Origin of the sequence: Limnoglobus roseus (assembly GCF_008254045.1) — a bacterium.
Taxonomy (GTDB): domain Bacteria; phylum Planctomycetota; class Planctomycetia; order Gemmatales; family Gemmataceae; genus Limnoglobus; species Limnoglobus roseus.
Genome location: NZ_CP042425.1, coordinates 7,975,220 through 7,994,535 on the forward strand (window position 1 = coordinate 7,975,220; position 19,316 = coordinate 7,994,535).

Consider the following 19,316-nt stretch of genomic DNA (forward strand, 5'->3'; position numbering starts at 1 on the left):
CGCTGGTGCCCATGGGGACAGGTTCCCGTCCCCACTCCCCTCCGACTCTGACGCCGTCTCAGTCACCCCCGCCACGTCTGTGGGAGGACCGCCGCACGGACCGCGGCCCCGACGCAGACCGGGGGTGGGTTCCCCGCCGCCGCCCTCATCGCTTCAGACCCAGATGGAGGCGAAGTGATCTTCCCCACGAACAATGGACACGAAGTTAACGGTGGGTCTGGTGGTACGCCCGCTCGAACTCGGCCGGGGAGACGAACCCCAGCGACGAGTGCCGCCGGACGCGGTTGCAGAACACTTCGAGGGACTCGAAGATGGCGGCCCTCGCCTGGTCCTTGGCCTCAAACACCTCGCCGGCGATCTCGCGCTTCATCCGGCCGAAGAAGCTCTCGACCGGGGCGTTGTCCCCGCACGGGCCGGCCTCACTCGTGCTGCCCGCGATCCCCTCCGCGGCGAGGGCCCGCTGGTCGTGTTCGCGGGCGTACGGGCGGCCGCGGCCCGAGTGGGCCAACAGCCCGGCGGCCGGGCGGCGGGGGGTTAACCCCATGGCCCGCGCGTCCACGACCCGGCGGCTCGCCATCGTCGCGGCCATCGACCCGCCGACGACCATCCGGCTGAACAGGTCCTCGACGACGGCCAGGGACCGCCACCCCTCGCGGGGCGGGACGTACGTGATGCCCATCGCCCACTCCTCGTTCGGCCGGACCGCCGTGACGTCGCGGCCGAGGACGTTGCCCGCGACGGGCCGGCCGTGGTTCGAGCCCGTCGTCCGCACGAACCGCCGCGGGGCTTTCGCCCGGGGTCCGTGGGCCTTCATGAGCTCGGCGGCCGTGCCCCTCGAGCGCGGATGCCCCCTCGCGTTCAACTCCGCGTGCATCCGCGGGCGGCCGTACCGCGGCTTCACCTCGGCGTGAACGGCCTCGATCACACCGACCAACTCGTCCCGCCAGCGTCGGGTCGGGCTGCCCGCCCGCGCGGCCCAGGCGTAAGACCCGGACGCCGACACGTCCCGGGCGTCGCACACCCACCGGACGGGCGGCTCGCCGGCGTGGTCGGCGATGAACGGGTACGTCCGCTCGGCGGGCTGGCGAAGTAAGCGGCGGCTTTTTTTAGCAGGTCGCGCTCGGCCCGGGGGCGGGTGACCTCGGCCCGGAGGCGGCGAAGCTCCTCCTCGGCCGGGGCCGGGTTGCCGTGCCCGGGAAGGCGTCGGCCCCGCGGGCGAGGAACGCCTTCCGCCACTCGCGGAGCAGGTCCTCGCCCACGTCGAGGCGGCGGGCGGCCTCGGCGACGGCCCGCTTCTGCTCGGTCATCACCTTCACGGCGGCGAGCTTGAACTCGGCCGCGGACGTCGATCGGGGGCGAGGCATCGGTGAACTCCTCCCTCGGGGTCTACACCGTTAACTCGGTGCCCACGAAACGTGGGGAACCTCAGTGATGAGGGTGGCCGGCATCCGCGCGCGATCGACGCGGCGGTTCGTTCGCACGACCGACTCCCGGCATCGGCTGCCGGTGTCGGCCAACGTCCTCGCCCGCGACGTCACGGCGGCCAAGCCGAACCAGAGGTGGGTCATGGATTTGACGTACATCCCGACCCGCGAGGGGTGGCGGTTTCTGGCCCTCGTGGTAGACCTGTCCTCACGGCGGATCGTCGGGTGGGCGATGGCCGGCACAATGACCAGCCGACGGGTGGTGGACGCGCTGGCGATGGCCGTGAGCCGCCGCGGGCCGGTGGCCGGGGTGACCGCCCACCCGGATCGGGGCCGCCGGTATGCGAGCGATCACTTCCCGTCGGGGTTGGGTCGGCACCAGATGGTGGGGAGTAGGAGCGGGGTGGGCCCGTGCGGGGACAACGCCGTGATCGAGAGCACCTTCGGTCGGATGAAGGTGGAGATGATTCACGGCGAGCAGTACACGACTCGGGCGAGGCGAAGGCATCGATCTTCGAGTACATCGGAGTGTTCTATAACCGCGTCCGCCGCCACTCGGCCCTGGAGTACCGCACTCCGGACGAGTTCGAGCGGACGCACGACCCGAACATCCGCGAACTCACTCTCCACTTTCCGTTGGGAAGATCATGCCCTTGGGGTCGCGGGCGTTGCTCCCGAGCCGGAGCGGGTCGCCGGTCGCCCAGGTGAACGGGTCGGGCTGGGCCAACCGGGTCCACCAGCACTCGCCCCGGAACCCGACCCCCCAATCGGGGTTCCGACCGGCCTCCGCGATCACCCGGCCCGCGCCTTTTTTTCTTCGCGTACTCCGGGTCCGGGCTGGTGATCCAGTGCTCGGCCCGCTTCCGCCCGATGCCCGGCCGGGCAAGGACGCCCCGCACCCCCTCGGCCGTCGGCCGGCGGGTCGTCCGCCCCTTCGCGTGGCACACGCCGGCCGCCAAGGCGAGCGTCCACAGGCTCGTGGGCCGGCCGAACTCCCTCGGCCGGCGGTGGACCAGATCCTTCAGGCCGTCGTCGTACTTCCGGTCCCAGATGAGGGCCGGGGCCCTGGCGACCGGCGGCTGGCGGCCCAAGCACGCGAGCCCGTCGGCGTGGGACGCCCGGATGGCGTTGCGGACCGCCTGGGCGGACAGGCCGATGGCCGCCGGACCCGACCCGCCGGCGCTGGCGAGCAGCACTTGGCAACGACGGGCGGTGAACCCGTCGGCCGATTTCAGCCCCCGCCGCAGGGCGACTCGCTCGCCGGCCGTCGGGTCGCGGATCAGCAGGGTCGGTGTCACCCGGTCAACTTAGGCCGACCGGCGGCATGGCAAAGGGGCGACCTGATCTTGCACTAGAACCGCATCGCTCACCTGCAGCCCGGCCAAGCCGGCGGGCACGGCGGCACTGGGAACGACACTCGGCTGTTCGTCAACGCCATCGTGTACCTGGCCAAGACGGGCATCGCGTGGGCCGACCTGCCCGTCTGCTACGGGAAGCCGAACAGCCTGTGGCAACGGTACAACCGGTGGCGCGAGCGTGGCGTGTGGGCGAAGGTGGTCGCCGAGCTCCGCGACGACGACACCGAGTGGCTGAGCGTGGACAGCACGTGCGTCCGCGCGAACGTGGCGGCCGCCGGGGCGAAAAAAAGGCACGGTTCCGGCGGTCAAGCGGCCGAGGCGTTGGGCCGCAGCCGCGGCGGGTTCGGCACCAAGGTGCATGCCGCAGTGGCCCCGCTCGGCCACCCGGTGGCCCTCAAGTTGACCGGCGGCGAGGCGGCCGACAGCCCGCGGCTGCCGGGCCTGATCGCCGGCGTGACGACCGCCGCGGTGCTGGCCGACAAGGGTCCGACTCGGACGCCAACCGGGCGGCCGTCCGCCGCCGCGGGGCCACGCCGTGCATCCCGCGCCGCGGAAGAACCGCAAGGAGGCGATCGCGTACGACCGCCACCTGTACCGGGAGCGGAACGTCATCGAGCGGTACTTCGGGCGGCTCGAGCAACACCGTCGGGTGGCAACCCGGTTCGACAAGAAGGCGGCCAACGTCCTCGGCTTCGTCTGGATCGTATCGATCGGCATGATGCTCGCCCGAACCGCCAGCGTGACCCACCTTCAATCAGTACGGCCTCGACCACGACGAGGGACGCTTCGCACACTTCCGGCGACACCACGCGGTCGAGTTCCCCGCGTTTACCTCACCCACTTCGCCCGCCAACCTGTAGGCCGTGGAGAAGCCGTTCCACCCCCAACTGGCCAACCGCAACGACTGGTCGCGAGGCCGACGGCGGAAGAGAAGTTTCAGATGCCCGACTTCGGTTCGCCCTGGCATTCGCCCTTCCGACCGCTGCCGACTGTACGGGCAGAATGGACGTGTTCGTGTCCTTCCTCGGCATTCGCCCCCGAGGGCCGCCCGTTTCCCTGAATTGACCCATCGGGCGACAGCAGGGGCGGGGCAACCGAGCCGCCCTTGCCATAAAATTACGATCGTAATATAAAGGATTAGCATGAGATTCCCCAAGGACCAGAAGGCTCAAACCCGCGAGCGGATCCTCGACGCCGCGGCCACCGTGTTCCGCCGCGACGGGTTCGCCGGCGGCGGAGTGGACGCCGTCATGCGGGAGGCCGGGCTGACGGCCGGCGGGTTCTACGCCCACTTCCCGTCGAAGGACGCCCTCTTCGCCGAGGCTGTCGTCCACGCCCTGCGGAAGTCCACCCTCTACACCGGCCCGCACCTCGACGGCCTGGCCGGGGCCGCGTGGGTGGCGGCGGCCGTTGCCCGGTACCTCAGCCCGCAGCACCGCGAGCGGATGGCGACCGGGTGCCCGCTCCCGGCGCTGCTGTCCGAAGTGGCCCGCGGGCCGGCCGCCGCGAAAGCCGGCTTCGAGGGCGAGTTGAAGCAGGCGGCGGCTTTGATCGGCGGCCACCTGCCCGAGGCGGGCGATACCGCCTTCGCGGTCCTGGCCCTCATGGTCGGGGGGATGGTTCTCGCCCGCGGCGTGGCAGACGAGGGGTTGAGCGACCGCATTCTGAGTGCTTGTCGGGATGCGGGTGTCAAAGTGTCGAAGGGGAAACGGGCGGCCAAGAAGGTCAAAAATAAGGAGTCGAAATGAGCGCGACGAAATCAGCGGCCATGCCCCGGATCGGGGAACCGGACGAGGTCCGGCACGGCGAGAACTACTCGGCCGTGCGGCTCGGCGCCGCGGACGGCTGGATGCGGTACGGCGTCCGCCACCCCGGCGTGGGCGTGACGCTCCACGGCAAGGTGTTCCTGAAGGACCTTCTGGGGCTGACCGGCATGGAGATGTCGTGCGGCGTCATCCCAGGTCGCGGCGGGCCGCCGTTCCTGCACAAGCACCGGGAGAACGAGGAGGTCTACGTGTTCGTCTCCGGGCGTGGGCAGATGCTCGTGGACGGGGCGGTGATCGACGTGGCCGAGGGCTGCGTGGTGCGGGTCGCCCCGGCCGGCGTGCGGTCGTGGCGGAACACGGCCGACGAGCCGCTCGTATACCTGGTGATCCAGGCGAAGGAAGGGTCCCTCACCCAGTGGACCGCGACCGACGGCGTCGGGGTCGAGGGCGCTCCGGCGTGGCCGGAGGGTTGAAGTCGAGTGTGCGGAAGGAATCTTGACCGGGAGGCACGATGAGCGTTGCAACGGTGGAGAGCGTCACGGAGAAGGTGCGCCAGGCGGCCCCGCCGGGCCGGCGGTTGTTGGATGGGCCGGTCCTGCCAACACTTCTGCGGCTGGCGGCCCCGACGGTGGCCCTCATGCTGCTGCAAGGGGCGATCGCGGCCGGCGAGGCGGCGTTCGTCGGGCGGCTCGGGTCCGACGCGCTGGCGGGCGTGTCGCTGAGCTTCCCGCTGGTCATGCTCATGACCACCCTCTCGGCCGGGGCCTACGGCGGCGGGGTCGCGTCCGGCGTGGCGCGGGCGCTGGGGGCCGGCCGGGCGGCCGACGCAGCGCGGCTGGGCGGGACCGGGATCGGCATGGCCGTCCTGCTCGGGCTGGCGACGACAACGGTCATGCTCGCGTTCGGCCGAACCATCTACGCCGCGATGGGCGCGACCGGGGCGGCCCTCGACGCGGCCGTGCTGTACTCGAACGTGCTGTTCCTCGGGGCCGTGCCGTTCTGGGCGTTCAACGCCGCCGCCAGCGTCCTCCGCGGCGGCGGGAACGCGGCCTACCCCGCGGCCGCCGGCGCAGTAGCGGGGCTCGTCACACTGGCCGTGTCACCGCTCGTCATCTTCACCTTGGGGTTCGGCGTCGCCGGGGCGGCGTGGGCTGTGGTCGGTAACAACGTCGTCATGGCCGCCGTCTTGCTGCGGGCGGTGTGGCGGTCGCCGACACGGCCGGGCTTCGTCTCGCTCCTTCCCCGCCACGGGGAGGCCGTGCGAATCCTACGGGTGTCGGTCCCGAGCGCGGCCAGCACGATCTTGACCAACCTGACGTTCGTCGCCCTCACGACGCTCGTGGCCCCGGCCGGGACCGCGGCCATCGCCGGGTACGGCGCGGGCGGGCGGCTCGAATACCTGCTCATCCCGGTCGTGTTCGGAATCGGGTCGGCACTCGTCCCGCTGGTCGCGGCGGCGGACGGCGCGGGGGACGTGGCACGGGTCCGGCGGCTGACGCGAACCGGGGCGGCCCTGGCCACCGCCGCGTGCGGTGCCATCGGGGCCACGGCGGCGATGTTCCCCACCGCCTGGATGGGCTTGTTCACGACCGACGAGGAAGTGCTGAACGTCGGGGCCGCGTACCTCACCCGCGTCGGCCCCGCCTATGCGTTCCTCGGCCTGGGGCTGTCGCTGTACTTCGTCGCTCAGGGCCGCGGGCGGGTAGTGAAGCCGCTGTTCGCCACGCTCACCCGGCTAGCGGTGGCCGGCGGCCTCGGGGCGATCGCGATGCTCGAATACCACTCGGGGCTGGAGACGCTGTTCCTGCTCATGGCCGGCGGCCTGGCGGCCTACGGCCTCGTGATGGTGGCGGTCATGCGGCGGGAATTGGGGCTGGCCGGCCGCGGAACGTAAAGGGAATGTCCGGCGTGACACACAGCAGAGGCTCGCAGAGTGCCACGCCTTGGGCCTGGAGGTGACCAAGCGGCTGCGGGGTGCCTGCGGAAAACGTCCAGGCGCTGGCCCGGTCCGGCGAGTTGAAGTCGTTCAAGGTCCGCGGCCAGTATCGCATCCGGTCGGCCGACCTGGAAGCGTACACGGGTGGCGACGGCACAACCATCGATTCGTGAACAACGCCCGACGTCGATGCCAAAGTCAATGATCTGTTCCTGTTGCTCCCCCCCGGCGGGGAGGTTCGATCCCGTACAGAAAACCGCCCACGGCGATCGCCGCGGGCGGTTCCGTTTGACGGCATGATTCCGTCGGGTTAGCCGACGAAGACCCCGCCGGTAAATCCGGCGATGGCGTCCAGGTCGAGAGCCGCCGCGGGCACGCCCGTTGCCTGGACGCTCTTCCCAAGGTACACGGTAACGTGACTACCGGCCCCGGTGCCGGACCCGACGACGAGGTCCGCGTTGGCGTCGTTGTCCAGGTTCCGGGCGGTCACACGAATTCCGCCGCGGTTATTCACATCCCCCGCGAAGAAGTTCGCGAGGACCGTAGTCGGGGCCACGGCTGCCGTCAGGCCGGCGGCCGAGAAGACCGTCACCCGCGGGCCGCCGCCCGGCCCGCCCCCGGCGATGATGTCCGCGACACCGTCCCCGTTCACGTCCCCGACGGCGATGAACACGCCGTTCCGGAGTGTCTGCTCGAACGCGAAGAAGTCGGCGAACACCTTGGTCGGGGTGCCGGTGAGCGACTTCCCATCGAAGCCGGCCACCCGCGGTCCGCCGCCGAAGCCGGCGGCCACGACCACGTCCCCGACGCCGTCCCCGTTCACGTCGCCGACGGCCGCCCGGGCACCGCCCCGGAAGTTCGTATCGTCGATCCCGAAGAAACTCGCGATGCGGGTGAACCCGTTCCCGGTGAACACGTCGACCCGCGGCCCACCGCCCTCGTCGGGGGTGACGACCAAGTCCGCCTTCCCGTCGCCGGTCACGTCCCCGGCCGCCACGAACACGCCGCCGGTGAAGGCGGCTTCGAACGGCTGGACGCTGAACAGTTGCGCCTGCGTCTTCCCGTCGACGACGATCACCTGGGTGGCCGCCCCGGGGCCGGTCCCGATCGCCACGTCGGGCACGCCGTCGCCGTTGAAGTCGGCCGTCGCGACGCGGGAGCCGCCGGTGAACCCGGCCCCGAACGGCGCGGCGATGGCGAACGCCTGCGAACCGTCCGCGTTCAAAACGCTGACGCTCGACCCGCCACTGTCCGAACCGACCGCGAACTGCTTGGACCCGACCAGAACCTCGGTCCCCCGGGCCGGTACGATCAGGGCGTTGGAGAACTCGGACGTGTTGTTGGCCGGGTCGGTGGCCGTGGCCGTGATGGTCCGGCCGGCCGCCGTTGCCGGCAGGGTGAACGTGAACGTCGCCGCGCCGGTGGCGTCCGTCGTCGCGGTCGCGAACCCGAGGAACGTCTGGCCCTCGGCGGCCGCCCCGGCCGGGTCGGCATCGCTCGCGAACACCTCGACCCGGAACGCCGTGCTCGGCGAAATGCTCTGGGTCAGCGTGCCGGTGAGCGTCGTCCCGCCCGCGGTCAGGGCCGTCAGGACGGGTGCGTTCTGGAAGTTGTTCGGGTCGGCCGGCGTGCCGTGGCCCTTCGCGTCGTTGGCCGTCGCCCCGTCGTCCGTCGGGAACGCGAACCCGTTCGTCAGGTCGATGCCGAGGAGCGTGGTCGGGTTGCTCCGGCCGTTCCGGTAGATGCTGTTGCCGAGGATGGCGTTCCCGACGTTCGGCTGGTTCGAGAGGGCGATCGGGTTGCCAAACACGGCGACCCCGCCGGTCCCGTTGAACGCGACCGTGTTGCCCGCCCCCGCGGCTGTGCCGCCGACGAGGTTGTTCGCGACGGCCGGTTCGTTCGCCTGGCCCGGCCCGAGCGGGGCCGCCAAGTTCGCGTTCGACCGAAGGACGATGCCGTGCAAGACGTTCCCGACGGGCTTGGTCCCGTCGGCCCCGACGCCAGAAAAGTTGCCCTGGATGACGTTATTCTGCCCGCCGTTGTCAACCTCGATGCCGGCCCCGTTGAACCCGACGACGTTGCGGGCACCGGCTGTGGTGCCGCCGACCGTGTTGCCGGTCCCGCCGCTGATCTCGATGCCGAACAGGAAGTTGCCGGCGGTCGTCCCCACGAGCGGCCCGCCCGGGCGAACGCCCACCGAACCCGTGCCGGCGGCGTTCACCCCGACGAAGTTCCCCTGGATCAAGTTCCCGGACGCCGCGCTGGTCAAGTCGCCGACGACGTGGATGCCGTCCAAGCCATTACCACTGGACACGTTCCGGGCCGCCGGGGTGGTGCCCCCGATCGTGTTGTTCGACGCCCCGCGGACGACGATGCCGTCGACCTGGTTCGGCTGGGCCGTCGTCCCCGTGGCGTCGAGGCCGACGTAGTTGCCCGCGATGGTATTGCCGTCCGAGTCGACGAGGACGCCGTTCCCGGCAAAGCGGTTGACGACCAGCCCGCGGATCGTGCTCCCGCCGCTGCCCTCGGCCAACTCGATCCCGCTGGCGGTAGCCCCGGCGGCGGTGCCGTTCAGTTCGATGAGTATCTTGGCGTCGCCCCCGTTGGCGAGGGTGTTCGGGCTGGCCCCAGATTGGGTGTACCCGTCCACGACGACCGGCTGGGTCAGGGCGGGCAGGGCCGTGGCCGTCACCCCGGACCCGACCGCGATCGTCCGGACCCCGGTCCCGGGGATGTTAAACTGCACCACGTTCGGTGTCGCCGCGGTCGCAGTGGTAGCATTCGAGGCAAGGAATGCCTCCCGGATAGACAAGACTCCGTCGGCTCCCGGACTAACGTCCGATGTCCCGCCATCGTCCGTGTCGAGTACGGTTGTGACCGTAAACGTCGCTGGGACGAGCCGGTTTTCCAACATGTGAACCATCAGTCTTGAACGCATCGACGGAAGAACCACGGGTCGGCTGAAATGTCGGCGCATGCTACACCCAAAGGAGAGGAGAGAACCCGTGCTGAGAAATTAGGCACGTGCTGTTGTGATATGAACACAACGTTTAGATCAGAAAGGCGTATTTAGGATAATTGGGTAAACTACTCGCATTTTGACGACTCGCCCTGTATGCATTACGCGACCCAAATTGTCGCGAACGTGACCAACGATGAGCCATCCACGCCAAATCATCCGAGACGGCGAAAGTGTCTTACGGCTACACTTGAGTCGCAGACGATGAACATGTCTCGCATGGACATCCGCGACATCGCCGCCGCCCTACTGTAGACGGTCGCGTTCGCCGGTGCGGCCGCCATGCTCGTCGGCTTCGGATCGGGCGTGCTGTTCCCACTCAGCAACGCGCCGGCCGGGTTGGTTCTTTCCGCCGTCGCCGCGCAAGGTGCGTTACCGTGTTAGTCTGCGCGGCCGACCGTCGATTGTCTCGGCGGAACTCGCCACCCAAGGACTTGACCGACGCTCACCGGTCGGGTCCAATGTCATGCCGTTGTTATCATGCGCAAGCGCAGACTAGGCCGTGTTCGTTCGGGGTAAGAGTTTAGGTCGATCCCGACCATTCCGAGGCACGACGCCGTGCGGTACTTGCTCACGGACGACCACTGGGCCATCCTCGAACCGCTCGTCGCCCAGGCCAAGCAGTTCACCGGCGGCCAGCCGCCACGCCTGTCCGACCGCATGTTCTTCGAGGCAATCCTGTACTGGGCCCGGACCGGCATCCCATGGCGGGATCTGCCGAGCGAGTTCGGGGCGTGGGACGCCGTGTACCACCGGTTCGGCCGGTGGACCCGCTCGGGCAGCCTGCGGCGGCTGTTTGAACTGCTGACCGCCAACCCCGACCTGGGTGACGTCCGCCGCATCCTGGTCGACTCCACCGTCGTCCGCGCCCACCAGCATGCGGCCGGGGCACGGCGGAAGAAAAAAAGATCGGGGCGGCACGAAGTGCTCGCCGTGAGGGTCTTGGCCGCAGCCGGGGCGGGCTGACCACCAAGGTTCTCGTGGCGGCCGTCGACGAGGGCACGGCCCTCGCCGTCGAAGTGTTGCCGGGCCAAGCCCACGACGCCCCGCGGTTGGAGCCGCTGCTCGACGCCACCATCGCTCGCGTGCCGCACTTCGACGAGGCGGTGTGCGACAAGGGGTTCGATGGGGACGACCAGCGGCAGGCGTGCGTCGACCGGGACGTGTTCCCGAACATTCCCAGCCGGAGCAACCGGGTCGAGCCCCAGCCGTTCCTGCCGGACGGGTATCGAGAGCGGAACAAGGTGGAGCGGCTGTTCGGCAAGGCCAAGCAGTTCCGCCGGTTCGCCACCCGGTACGAGAAGCGGAAGACGATGTTCCTCGGTGTGGTCCATTTGGTGTTCGGCGTCCTGCGACTACGGCGACTCAGGAACATCAACACGGCCTAATACACTGTTCGGCGACGGAAGGCGTGGTCGTTATGAAGCCATCCGAGTTAGCATTCCGCATCCGCGTCGCCCTGACGACGGCCACCTTCATGGCCCTGGCGTATTTCTGGTACTCGCAAACGGCGACACCGCTCAGGATGCCAACGCCGCCGACCTACTCGGCCTTCGAGGTGGCTCTCCACGGCGAGTGGATCGCGATCCGCAACGCCGGGGACGAGGTGCTGACAAGCTGCGAGATCGAGTTCGGGGCGGGCCTGGATTCGCCCGGCGGGGCGACCTACCGCGGGAGGCGGTACTACCCCCGGTGGTCCCCAGGCGAGGCACAGGAGATCGGCATCAGTACGTCCTACAGCCCGATGGATGTGCTGTCGGTGCGGTTCACCGGTTCGGCCTCGTCTCCCGAAAAGGGGGCGGGATACTGGCGGTTGGAGTTCCCCGTGAGCAAGATCGGCGGATAGCCGCGATCGGCCAGCAAAGGGCCGCCGAACCAGATAGCGTGTTGTCAAGTGGCGATTCTTGATCCCCAGTTGGGGTCGAACGGCGTCCGGTCCTTGAGGACGCCGTAGCAGATCATGACGAGCTTCCGCATGCACGCGCCGATGGCCTGCATCTTCGCCTTCGGCCCGCCGCCGCGGCGGTCGGGGTCGGTGAGGCTTGCGAAGAAACTCCGAAGGGTGGGATTGAACCGGACGGCCGTCTGGGTGGGCAGGAACAGCGCCTTCCGCAGCCGGGCATTCCCGGCCTTGCTCAGTCGGGTCCGCCGCTTGACGCTCGTGCCCCTCTGGAACTCCTTCGGGGCCAGCCCGCCGTACGCGGCCGCCGCCGGGGCGGCCGCGTACGGCGGGCTGGCCCGCAACTCGGCCAGGAGGGTGGTCGCCGTCGGCCGCCCGACGCCGGGAATCGACTCCAGCAGGTCGCGGTCCGCCGCCAGTGCCGCGGTCGCCGCGACCACCGCGTCGGCCTCGGCCCGGACGCGGGCGGCCTCCTGGCCCAGCAGCCGCACGGTGCGAGTGATCGACCGGCGGGCGGGCGTGGTCAAGGCCGGGGAGGCGAGCCGGCCCTTCTCGCGGGCGGCCATCTCGGTCAGGTCGTCGATCCGCCGCACCAACGCCTGCAACTCCCGCACATGCGGCGGCGGGGGTCGCCACGCCGGCGGCCGCTCGCGGGCGGCGTACTCGGCGATGAGCCGGGCGTCGGCGCGGTCGGTCTTTGTTGGACCGGTCCCAGGCCAGGCCGGCGTACTTGATGCGGGTCGGGTTGACCACGCTGACGACCCGGCCGGCGTCGGCCAAGTGAACGGCGAGGGCTTCGGAGTACGGCCTGGTCGCCTCCATGCAGAAGTGGAGGGGTTGCCCGTGGGCATGACGGTCGGCCCAGGCGGCGAGGGCGGCGTGCCCCTTCGGATCATTGGCGTAGGTGGCGTGCTTGGGGCCACCGCCAGCGGGCGGCAGCAGACAGGCGTCGAGCGTGTCCTTGGAAACGTCGATGCCGACGAACACAGTTGCGGTCGCGGAGTCGGTGCCCACGGCGTCCCTCCCCTCATGCTCACGGATGCAGGGTCGTGCCCCCGGAGGGGCGGCCCCGGGATAGCGTCCGAGGTCGAGGAGCGCCGGCAGCCGGTCCGCAATCTGGTTCTCGAGGTCGGTGCCTCAGGCGCGGCATGCGGTTGATCCGGCCGCCGGGCCTCGCTCTCACGATGGTCGCATGCTAACATGTGAGCCGCTGCACCGGACCCGGCGGCCCGTTGACCGGTAGCTCTCTCTGCCAGGTCTAATACCGGGGGAAGGGGTGCCGTGTGCTTATCAAGTTGTGCATCCAGCCCGCTGACGAGGGGCAAGGGCCAGGGGCATATGAGGCGGTTCGGGCGGCCTGTCGGCTGGAGGTCAAAGAGGAGTGACGGGCGGGCGACCTGGCGGCAGATGGCGCTGTCGCCCGGATGCCAGGAATGATGTCCCGAATTAGTAACGAGAAATTTCCCGATTTCCTCGGCGTGCGACGTGGCTGTCCCCCCCCCCGCGATCGTGGAGGTACCGGCCACGTGCCCTGATCCGCAGCCGAGGTCGCATGCGGGTCCGACGACCCGCAACGGCCCCGCGAAGGCGTCCAGTAATTACAGGCTGAGCGGCTTGTGTTCCAACTCTCCGAAGATCCGCGCGACGTACTCGTCGGCGAACCGTGGACGCGGTGAGTGGGTTGGTGACGACGCTGAAGGCGGGGTAATACGGAAGATGGGCCTGTCGCCGATTGCTGTCGGCGAGAGGCTGTTTTTCACTTCTCCACCTGAGCATCCGGGAACATCCAGGTGCCGTCGAGGATCTCCTTCCGCGGGCGGTACAACCGCACGGTATAGTTCCAACCCGGCACGATCGGCAGGTGGTTCACCGCATCCTTCGACCCGCCGAAGTGGACAGTTACCGACCCGTCGCTGTCCCTTTTTGCCGTGATACTGTTGAGCGAGTACGCCCCCAGGTCGTTCTTCTGATAGTAGCCCTCGGCGTTGTAGAGACTGACGGACCAGAAGGCGTCCACGGGCACGTCCTTCACGGTGAGGGTGTAACCCGTCTTGCCGTCGTTCTTCGGCGGGGTGCAGTTCAGGTAGATGGCGTCCGGGCTCGAGAGCCCTCCCCAGGTCGTCGCCGCCGAGATGAGCCGCGGGATAGGATCGACTTCGTCCCTCCTCCCGAAGGCCCGGCGGGTGTCGGTCAGCGTGGCCCCCAGCACAATCAGCGCGTCGCGCACCTTCTTCTGGCTCACGGGGTCCCATTTCGGGACCACGAATGTCCCGCGACTCTTCTGTTCAACCTTGACCTCATCCTGCAGGGCGCGGGCTTGGTCCATGTCCTTGGGATTCATCGGGTCCACGAGGGTGCGGATGCCGACCAGGGCGTACCGCGTGCCGATCACCTCGCGGGTGACCGCGTGCCGCCCCGCCTCGTAGATGGCCGGCAGCGTGTAATGGTCCTCGCTGATCATTTGCATCGACATGAACCGCTTGCCGGCGTCCGGCAGCGTGATCGTGACGGGACCCGCGTCGAGGTCGAAGACGGCCGCCGAGTAGAGCGTGTCGCGGTTCAGGCGGACGATCGTCTGGCGGTCGATCGGCGACAATTCTCGCTTGTGCTCGAACTTCCCGAAGCCGCCTTCCTTCAACGCGATGGCGCTGAAGTACAGGTCGGATTCGGCGCGGATGAAGTTGTTCACCGTCACGGGCCTTGGGTTCGGCTCCTCGGCGGCCGCCACCCCTGAGATGAGAAGAACTGCCGTAACGGACAGTGCGATTCGCATGGCCGTATCCTCGGGAGAAGTGTCGAACCCGTGGTAACCTAACCCACCCCTCGCGCCGCGGCCACCCTTGATTTGCGTCGCCGATGGTGCAGGGTCATGCAAGTGACCTGGCGATGGGGTTCGGCCCCGTGCGGCAGTCGTGGTAAGCGGCGAGTGCCAGCGGGCAAAGCATTCTCCGCCTACCGCCGCCTGCTCTTGGCGTCCAATCTGCCAGGGCGCGCGGGCCGCGGACCTGTGGGCTGGCCGGCGTCACCGGCGAACCCTCACCCATTCCTTCTCTCGCGAGCGGAGCAGGCCGAGCAATCGGTCATAACCGCCGTCGATGGAACTTTACCAACGTAAAGTCGTTCCAATCGTTGAGGTTTCGGAGCTGCGGGAATGTGACCGGCGAAAGTCGCTCCCAGGCCGAATCTTTGTGTGAAACTCGACCGGAAACGATCCCGACCACGAGTTCAAAGGGGTATGTGATGTTTCTGACCGTCGCCGGCGCGTATGCCGTTCTATTCTGTTACTCGCCCCCTGAGCGTTTAGCTGGGCCTCTCACGGAGCCAGTCCGCATCACCCACGTCGATATCGGCACCGGCCAATTCACCATCGCCCGGACGCTTAAGTTTTACGTGACCCGCGTTGTCCTTGTCGAGCAGAACGGTGGCCGGATGGTGAAAGCACGAGTCGGAACGGAAGACGTGCGTGAAGTTAGCGAATCATACACAGTGAAGCACTGGCGGCTGACCGACAAGCAGGGTGCCGACTTCGACTGGGCCAAGGCGAAGGGGAAGACGGTCATCTTGTTCCGCAGCAACAGACTGCCTGAGAAGGAGGTGTTAGCCCTCATGGCAAAGAAGACTGTGATCCTCTACGGCAATTAGGTCGAAGCACTTGTTGTCCGCTCGTAAGAAAAGGCCCGTCTTCGGCAAGTAGTGTTACTGAGTGGGAAGTGGGTCAGAGTGAAGCCGGGCCCGGTTCGGCGTCGCGACCTCGCACGGCCGCCTCTTGCTCCTGTTCGGCCGTGTATATCCCGGGGTCGTCGTCTATCGGGCGGTACGGTTCAAACCCGCGCCACTCGTAATAGCGAGACAACGCCGCGACCCAACTCGCGGCCTGAACGGTCCAGACCACCGTCGCCCCGGCCTCGACGACGGCCCGAGCCGAACCGTTGACGACCGGGAAGAAACTGCCGTCACTCCAAGCTTGGTGCAACACAAGAGCCCCCGTCGCCGAACAGAGTATTCATGTGCGCCGGCGCACGATCCACCAGCACGCCATTCCACCGCGCCACCGGCCGCGGGGCAAGGGTCAGTATCCTATCGCCGCCGCCCGGTATCATGGCCTGGACCACTGAGGGCGGGCGATGACGGAAGCGGAGTGGTTGGCGGAGACGGAACCGACGCCGATGCTCGAGTTTCTTCGAGGCCGGGCAAGTGACCGCCAGAGTCGGCACATCATGGTTCACTTCGCGCACCAATCACTGGCCTGGTATCACGACGAAGCCACACGGGCCGTTATCGCGATTCTGGATCGTTACGCCGATGGAGATATTGCGGGTGAAGGGTTACACGACGCACTCCTGCCGTTTGCCGCCTTGTGCCGCGTGCTGGCTTACAAGGGGTATCCGTGGTCAGTTCAGAATGCTGTCCGTCTTCTCCCTGCGCACATCGAATCTGCCGCCCTCTGGCTCATCCGGCCATTCATCCCGGAGGGCATAACCGTCTCCAGCCTGTCCGACCTGAACGACCTTGTGCTGCCCCCGATAGATGGCAGAATTATTTCCTACTTCCGGTGGGTCGTCTGCGAGACGCTTCGGGACGTGGTGGGTGCACCCATATTTCGTCCCATCACCTTCTCCCCCGCCTGGCTCACACACACTGCCGTCGGCCTTGCGCAGGCCATGTATGCCACCCGCGAATTTGGCGCGATGCCGACCCTGGCCGACGCGTTACAGAACGCGGGGTGCGAGGACGCCGACATCCTCGCCCACTGCCGCGGCGATGGGCCGCACGTCCGCGGGTGCTGGGTCATCGATGGCGTACTCGGGAAGGGGTGACAGGCCATTCTTTATGCCGGACTGCCTCGCCCGAACTCGAATTGGTCCCCGTGGAAGTAGCACAGTATCCACCCACCGTTCGGCGGCAAAATCGCGATCTCATCGTCAGGCGGGCAGAAGTGGGAGTGCCACAGATCGACGAACGTCCCCACGGACACCTTGCACACTTCGTCACGACTGTACGCCACGAGTACCGATTCCTCGCCGCCGCCGACCCGCTCGCCCAGCCACGCCCGCAAGACTTCGGGCGGAGCGTCTACGTCCACCCGCTCCACGGGCGGTGTGAAGGCGGTCTTGCTCAGGCCGTACCGGCGATCGTCGAAGCAGACGCGAATGCGGTCGAACGCGGCCGCGGCCTCGCCCGGCCCGAGCCACACGACGGGAACTTGAAGTGCCGCCAGCCGATCTTCATGGGAGTCCATGCTCGCCCTCGGCCGTCGAAGTGGGAACGTCATAGCGTAACGGTTGCCGGGACTGCTTGCAACAACCTGCCCGAGGAAACGGACTTCGCCCCGACCAACGGTCGCCCGCGGACAATTGGCCGGCGGGTCACTTCACCCCGCGCCTGTGGCGACCGGTGCCGAACCAGAACAGCACGCCGACCAGCAGGAAGACGATGGCGACGATGACGGGCATGGCGGGGCTACTCACTACTCTGCGTTGGCCCGCAGGCTCACCGTGCCCTTGAACAAAATCGCGGGCAGCACGATGACCACGTCCGACACCTTCGCCGCCGTCTCCTCGGCAGCAGCCTCCGCCTCCTCCAGCGTCGCGAACGAGTGGGCCTGGAAGTGCAGCGTGCCGACCCCGGACATGACGATGAACCCGTCCTTGCGCTAGACATGCGGGTAACTCATGGGCGTGACTCCTTCGGAGTGGCGGGCTACTTTTGCGGGGCGGACGACTGGCGATTCCTCTGCTCTTCGACCATCGCCGACGCAATGGCGTAAGCCATCTTTGCAAGACTCTCCGGCTTGTTCAGGACGTCTTGAATGTTCGGGTTGGCCGAAAGACCAACCACGATTCGCACGGCCATTTCGTCGATCGACTCGTTTGACATGAGACCACTCCCGATTGTGACAGGCGTTCCTCAAACTTACGAGAAGGATCACCGTCGGGTGTACAGAACCTCACCCCTGCGCGGGAGAGCGGCCCACTCGCCCGCCCACGCCCGCCCGAACTGCGGGCTCGAAGCATCCCGGTCCGCCTCGTCCCTTCGCCGTTTCTCTTCAGCCATGGCCTCCGCGACGGTGTAGGCATGCCTCGCTAACAGGTCCGGCGTTCGCACGTACTCATCTCCCCTCGGCCCGCTCAGCAAACTCACCATCGCCCTCGCCGCCAGTTCGTCGATCTGGGTTGCGTTCACGGTGGGGTCTCCAAACCGAGGGGCTAGCCTTGCCGTGACGTTACCCGCAAGTCGCGTCGGCGACAAGGACGATGGGCCGATTCGTTCCCACTCCCTTCGGAATCGGGGACATCGCTGCTTGCGATTCTTCCATCGTCACGACGTGGTCCCTTCGTTCGCAGCATGGAGTCGGGCCTGACAGGATGAGCCCTTGGGGCCGGGCGGCGTCACCGCCCGTTAGCGCGAAGGCTTCGCCAGCCGGTCCAGGGCGCAGCGGCCGCGGCCCAGGGGCTTGGCTCACTCGCCGTAGATCGGGTTCGGCAGAACGATCCACTTCCGCCCCACGCGGGACGCTGGCCACGATGCTCGACGCGGCCGACGTGCCGCTGAAGGTGCGGCAGACGATCCTCCGCCACTCCGACCCGCGGTTGACGATGAACCGGTACACAAAATTAACGACGGCCGCCGCCGGAGAAGCGATCGACGCCCTGCCCTCCGTGTTCTCGGCCTCGACTGGCTCCGCGAATCTTTACAGGAGTCTTCAGGGGAAAGTGATGGCTGGGGGAGCCGATGACAATAGGAGGGAACGCCCAGTGTGTTAAAGGGCGATTTCGGGGTTAGTTCACAAAACCAAAAACCCCCGGTTTCCCAGGGGTTTGAGGCCGATCAAGGCCCGTCGAAGGCGATTGAATGCGGAGAGGGCGGGATTCGAACCCGCGGTGCAATTTTACTCGCACGCCGCTTTAGCAAAGCGGTGCTTTCGACCACTCAGCCACCTCTCCGACACGGCGAATCTTAGCACCCGATGCCGACACTGACAATACCCGAACGTCACGTCGACGGCTTCTCGTGCAAATGTAGGTGGTACGGGCCGAGGGTTCCGCCGTAATTGCCGGCCGTGATGCCGAGAATGCCGGGGCGACAGGCAGCCCTCACCCCGATTTTCATGGCCGTGGCGACGGACGCCAAGTCGAGGCCGTCGATGACGATCTCGTAGACCGCGTTCACGCCGTTCGGGAGTTTCGACGCGACTTGGCCGCGGAGGGTGGGGCAGTAGGCGTCGTTGGTACTCGCCTTCAACGCCTTGTACTGACTGCCGACTTTGCTCCCCGATCGGACGATGCCGCCGGGGAACGGCATGATGACGTTCCGCACGCCGCGGATCGCGGCCACGGCTTCGGTTGTGGCTTGCAGCGCGATTGTTTGTGTCGAACCGAGAACGAGGAAGTTTCCGCCGGCCACGCCCTTCACGGTGCCGAACACATCCTGGCAGAGGAACTCGCCGTCCATCGTCGGAATGCGCCAATAGCGGACGCCGTCGAGCCGCTTGCTGATCTGCCAGCCGTCGCCGAAGTAGCGCAGGCTGCCGCCAATCTTGATGCTCTTGCCGGGGTCGCCGACGAGGCCGCTGTAGCAGGCGGTCGTCGGGCAGGTGAGGATGCACTGGGCCACGCGGTTGATGAGCGCCTTCTGGAGCGCGTCCCGGCTGAAGGCGAAGAAAAGCAGCGACACGCCGGGCCGGCCGTCGGGGGTTTCGTCCGGCGGCAGTTCGCGTTCGATCCCCGCTTCGACATCGCAGCCGATGACCGAGGCGGCGTAGCCGGTGGAGACCTGGCCGGCGGTACACGCCCACTCGGGCGTCTCGGCCGTCACGATGAGCCGTGTGCCGGTGATGGGGAAGGCTTCGGCGAACGTGTCTTCGATGGGAACGTCGTTGATCGTGAACAAGGCGGCCGTCCGGTCAGGGTGAG

At 67.8% G+C, this 19,316-nt stretch carries 23 protein-coding genes, 1 tRNA gene and 4 pseudogenes; 14 read left to right on the forward strand and 14 right to left on the reverse strand.

The genetic code is table 11. The annotated features are described in order from the left end of the window. Window positions 1-205 precede the first annotated feature (205 nt). Window positions 206-1,364, reverse strand: a pseudogene (locus tag PX52LOC_RS34175) (IS3 family transposase). Between the two features lie 67 nt (window positions 1,365-1,431). On the opposite strand from PX52LOC_RS34175, the pseudogene PX52LOC_RS44230 reads away from it, so the two are divergent. The 8 genes and pseudogenes from PX52LOC_RS44230 to PX52LOC_RS34215 form a co-directional block, all read left to right on the forward strand. Then, a pseudogene (locus PX52LOC_RS44230) lies at window positions 1,432-1,863 on the forward strand (DDE-type integrase/transposase/recombinase); the annotation flags it as partial. An 89-nt stretch (window positions 1,864-1,952) separates the two neighbouring features. Further along, window positions 1,953-2,132 carry a hypothetical protein gene (locus PX52LOC_RS44235; RefSeq protein ID WP_390636092.1) on the forward strand — a complete coding sequence of 60 codons (180 nt, stop codon included), beginning with the start codon at window positions 1,953-1,955 and terminating at the stop codon, window positions 2,130-2,132. A gap of 132 nt (window positions 2,133-2,264) precedes the next feature. Continuing rightward, window positions 2,265-2,735, forward strand: coding sequence for a hypothetical protein (locus PX52LOC_RS44240; RefSeq protein ID WP_149114284.1), 471 nt, complete (start codon window positions 2,265-2,267; stop codon window positions 2,733-2,735). Between the two features lie 59 nt (window positions 2,736-2,794). Continuing rightward, window positions 2,795-3,847 carry an IS5 family transposase gene (locus tag PX52LOC_RS44245; RefSeq protein ID WP_390637586.1) on the forward strand — a complete coding sequence of 351 codons (1,053 nt, stop codon included), beginning with the start codon at window positions 2,795-2,797 and terminating at the stop codon, window positions 3,845-3,847. Window positions 3,848-3,924: 77 nt separating this feature from the next. After that, entirely contained in the window at window positions 3,925-4,530 is a 606-nt protein-coding gene (locus PX52LOC_RS34200) for a TetR/AcrR family transcriptional regulator (RefSeq protein ID WP_149114285.1), read from the forward strand. After that, window positions 4,527-5,021, forward strand: coding sequence for a cupin domain-containing protein (locus PX52LOC_RS34205; protein WP_149114286.1), 495 nt, complete (start codon window positions 4,527-4,529; stop codon window positions 5,019-5,021). The genes PX52LOC_RS34200 and PX52LOC_RS34205 overlap by 4 nt, the downstream gene beginning before the upstream one ends. A 38-nt stretch (window positions 5,022-5,059) precedes the next feature. Next, window positions 5,060-6,442, forward strand: coding sequence for an MATE family efflux transporter (locus PX52LOC_RS34210; RefSeq protein ID WP_149114287.1), 1,383 nt, complete (start codon window positions 5,060-5,062; stop codon window positions 6,440-6,442). Between the two features lie 80 nt (window positions 6,443-6,522). After that, window positions 6,523-6,657, forward strand: a complete 135-nt coding sequence (locus PX52LOC_RS34215) for a helix-turn-helix domain-containing protein (RefSeq protein ID WP_149114288.1) — start codon at window positions 6,523-6,525, stop codon at window positions 6,655-6,657. 137 nt (window positions 6,658-6,794) lie between these two features. On the opposite strand, the gene PX52LOC_RS34220 is transcribed toward PX52LOC_RS34215, so the two are convergent. Further along, window positions 6,795-9,233: a beta strand repeat-containing protein gene (locus PX52LOC_RS34220; RefSeq protein WP_149114289.1), complete on the reverse strand. Its 2,439-nt coding sequence runs from the start codon at window positions 9,231-9,233 to the stop codon at window positions 6,795-6,797. A gap of 828 nt (window positions 9,234-10,061) precedes the next feature. On the opposite strand from PX52LOC_RS34220, the gene PX52LOC_RS43520 reads away from it, so the two are divergent. Genes PX52LOC_RS43520 through PX52LOC_RS34235 form a run of 3 tightly spaced genes read left to right on the forward strand, consistent with a single transcriptional unit; the run spans window position 10,062 to window position 11,349 of the window. Next, window positions 10,062-10,469, forward strand: coding sequence for an IS5 family transposase (locus PX52LOC_RS43520; RefSeq protein ID WP_168219379.1), 408 nt, complete (start codon window positions 10,062-10,064; stop codon window positions 10,467-10,469). Beyond that, the gene (locus PX52LOC_RS43525) at window positions 10,466-10,891 is read left to right on the forward strand and encodes a transposase (RefSeq protein ID WP_246173804.1); all 426 of its coding nucleotides are present in this window, start codon (window positions 10,466-10,468) and stop codon (window positions 10,889-10,891) included. The genes PX52LOC_RS43520 and PX52LOC_RS43525 overlap by 4 nt, the downstream gene beginning before the upstream one ends. Window positions 10,892-10,923: 32 nt before the next feature. After that, entirely contained in the window at window positions 10,924-11,349 is a 426-nt protein-coding gene (locus tag PX52LOC_RS34235; protein ID WP_149114291.1) for a hypothetical protein, read from the forward strand. Window positions 11,350-11,393: 44 nt separating this feature from the next. On the opposite strand, the gene PX52LOC_RS44250 is transcribed toward PX52LOC_RS34235, so the two are convergent. From PX52LOC_RS44250 to PX52LOC_RS34245, 4 genes and pseudogenes are all read right to left on the reverse strand, one after another. Further along, window positions 11,394-11,969: a transposase gene (locus PX52LOC_RS44250; RefSeq protein WP_390637588.1), complete on the reverse strand. Its 576-nt coding sequence runs from the start codon at window positions 11,967-11,969 to the stop codon at window positions 11,394-11,396. Continuing rightward, window positions 11,949-12,086, reverse strand: a pseudogene (locus PX52LOC_RS44255) (IS110 family transposase); the annotation flags it as partial. The pseudogene PX52LOC_RS44255 and the gene PX52LOC_RS44250, both read right to left, overlap by 21 nt. Window positions 12,087-12,111: 25 nt before the next feature. Then, window positions 12,112-12,417 (reverse strand): annotated as a pseudogene (locus PX52LOC_RS44260) (IS110 family transposase); the annotation flags it as partial. Between the two features lie 742 nt (window positions 12,418-13,159). Next, window positions 13,160-14,176 carry a DUF1214 domain-containing protein gene (locus tag PX52LOC_RS34245; RefSeq protein ID WP_149114293.1) on the reverse strand — a complete coding sequence of 339 codons (1,017 nt, stop codon included), beginning with the start codon at window positions 14,174-14,176 and terminating at the stop codon, window positions 13,160-13,162. A 467-nt stretch (window positions 14,177-14,643) separates the two neighbouring features. Between PX52LOC_RS34245 and PX52LOC_RS34250 the strand changes: the two genes are divergently transcribed. Further along, on the forward strand, window positions 14,644-15,045 hold the full coding sequence (locus PX52LOC_RS34250; protein ID WP_149114294.1) for a hypothetical protein: 402 nt from the start codon (window positions 14,644-14,646) through the stop codon (window positions 15,043-15,045). A 73-nt stretch (window positions 15,046-15,118) separates the two neighbouring features. Here PX52LOC_RS34250 and PX52LOC_RS34255 read toward each other — a convergent pair whose 3' ends face one another. Next, window positions 15,119-15,379 (reverse strand): hypothetical protein, encoded by a 261-nt coding sequence (locus PX52LOC_RS34255; RefSeq protein WP_149114295.1) that lies wholly within the window; start codon window positions 15,377-15,379, stop codon window positions 15,119-15,121. 148 nt (window positions 15,380-15,527) lie between these two features. Here PX52LOC_RS34255 and PX52LOC_RS43065 point away from each other — a divergent pair, with 148 nt between their 5' ends. Then, window positions 15,528-16,220: a hypothetical protein gene (locus PX52LOC_RS43065; protein WP_246173550.1), complete on the forward strand. Its 693-nt coding sequence runs from the start codon at window positions 15,528-15,530 to the stop codon at window positions 16,218-16,220. 11 nt (window positions 16,221-16,231) lie between these two features. Here the strand turns inward: PX52LOC_RS43065 and PX52LOC_RS34265 are convergent, their stop codons facing one another. From PX52LOC_RS34265 to PX52LOC_RS34270, 5 genes are all read right to left on the reverse strand, one after another. Next, window positions 16,232-16,642: a ubiquitin family protein gene (locus PX52LOC_RS34265; RefSeq protein WP_149114296.1), complete on the reverse strand. Its 411-nt coding sequence runs from the start codon at window positions 16,640-16,642 to the stop codon at window positions 16,232-16,234. A gap of 127 nt (window positions 16,643-16,769) precedes the next feature. Next, window positions 16,770-16,871: a DUF4448 domain-containing protein gene (locus PX52LOC_RS43530; protein WP_168219381.1), complete on the reverse strand. Its 102-nt coding sequence runs from the start codon at window positions 16,869-16,871 to the stop codon at window positions 16,770-16,772. After that, window positions 16,871-17,035 (reverse strand): hypothetical protein, encoded by a 165-nt coding sequence (locus tag PX52LOC_RS41340; protein ID WP_168219382.1) that lies wholly within the window; start codon window positions 17,033-17,035, stop codon window positions 16,871-16,873. The genes PX52LOC_RS43530 and PX52LOC_RS41340 overlap by 1 nt, the downstream gene beginning before the upstream one ends. A gap of 68 nt (window positions 17,036-17,103) precedes the next feature. After that, window positions 17,104-17,280, reverse strand: a complete 177-nt coding sequence (locus PX52LOC_RS41345) for a hypothetical protein (RefSeq protein WP_168219383.1) — start codon at window positions 17,278-17,280, stop codon at window positions 17,104-17,106. Window positions 17,281-17,328: 48 nt separating this feature from the next. Further along, window positions 17,329-17,586, reverse strand: a complete 258-nt coding sequence (locus PX52LOC_RS34270) for a hypothetical protein (RefSeq protein WP_149114297.1) — start codon at window positions 17,584-17,586, stop codon at window positions 17,329-17,331. A 341-nt stretch (window positions 17,587-17,927) separates the two neighbouring features. Between PX52LOC_RS34270 and PX52LOC_RS34275 the strand changes: the two genes are divergently transcribed. Next, window positions 17,928-18,167: a hypothetical protein gene (locus PX52LOC_RS34275; protein WP_149114298.1), complete on the forward strand. Its 240-nt coding sequence runs from the start codon at window positions 17,928-17,930 to the stop codon at window positions 18,165-18,167. Window positions 18,168-18,258: 91 nt separating this feature from the next. On the opposite strand, the gene PX52LOC_RS34280 is transcribed toward PX52LOC_RS34275, so the two are convergent. After that, window positions 18,259-18,347 (reverse strand) — tRNA-Ser (locus PX52LOC_RS34280). A gap of 49 nt (window positions 18,348-18,396) precedes the next feature. Then, on the reverse strand, window positions 18,397-19,293 hold the full coding sequence (gene fhcD / locus PX52LOC_RS34285; protein WP_149114299.1) for a formylmethanofuran--tetrahydromethanopterin N-formyltransferase: 897 nt from the start codon (window positions 19,291-19,293) through the stop codon (window positions 18,397-18,399). Between the last annotated feature and the right edge of the window lie 23 nt (window positions 19,294-19,316).

Excerpts from the sequence above, each read along its gene's own strand:
- PX52LOC_RS43065 (WP_246173550.1), top strand. The coding sequence starts at position 15,528 with ATGACGGAAGCGGAGTGGTTGGCGGAGACGGAACCGACGCCGATGCTC.
- PX52LOC_RS34245 (WP_149114293.1), bottom strand. The coding sequence starts at position 14,176 with ATGCGAATCGCACTGTCCGTTACGGCAGTTCTTCTCATCTCAGGGGTG.
- PX52LOC_RS34250 (WP_149114294.1), top strand. The coding sequence starts at position 14,644 with ATGTTTCTGACCGTCGCCGGCGCGTATGCCGTTCTATTCTGTTACTCG.
- PX52LOC_RS34205 (WP_149114286.1), top strand. The coding sequence starts at position 4,527 with ATGAGCGCGACGAAATCAGCGGCCATGCCCCGGATCGGGGAACCGGAC.
- PX52LOC_RS41340 (WP_168219382.1), bottom strand. The coding sequence starts at position 17,035 with ATGTCCGGGGTCGGCACGCTGCACTTCCAGGCCCACTCGTTCGCGACG.
- PX52LOC_RS34210 (WP_149114287.1), top strand. The coding sequence starts at position 5,060 with ATGAGCGTTGCAACGGTGGAGAGCGTCACGGAGAAGGTGCGCCAGGCG.
- PX52LOC_RS44250 (WP_390637588.1), bottom strand. The coding sequence starts at position 11,969 with ATGGCCGCCCGCGAGAAGGGCCGGCTCGCCTCCCCGGCCTTGACCACG.
- PX52LOC_RS34275 (WP_149114298.1), top strand. The coding sequence starts at position 17,928 with ATGCTCGACGCGGCCGACGTGCCGCTGAAGGTGCGGCAGACGATCCTC.
- PX52LOC_RS34235 (WP_149114291.1), top strand. The coding sequence starts at position 10,924 with ATGAAGCCATCCGAGTTAGCATTCCGCATCCGCGTCGCCCTGACGACG.
- PX52LOC_RS41345 (WP_168219383.1), bottom strand. The coding sequence starts at position 17,280 with ATGTCAAACGAGTCGATCGACGAAATGGCCGTGCGAATCGTGGTTGGT.
- PX52LOC_RS34200 (WP_149114285.1), top strand. The coding sequence starts at position 3,925 with ATGAGATTCCCCAAGGACCAGAAGGCTCAAACCCGCGAGCGGATCCTC.
- PX52LOC_RS34265 (WP_149114296.1), bottom strand. The coding sequence starts at position 16,642 with ATGGACTCCCATGAAGATCGGCTGGCGGCACTTCAAGTTCCCGTCGTG.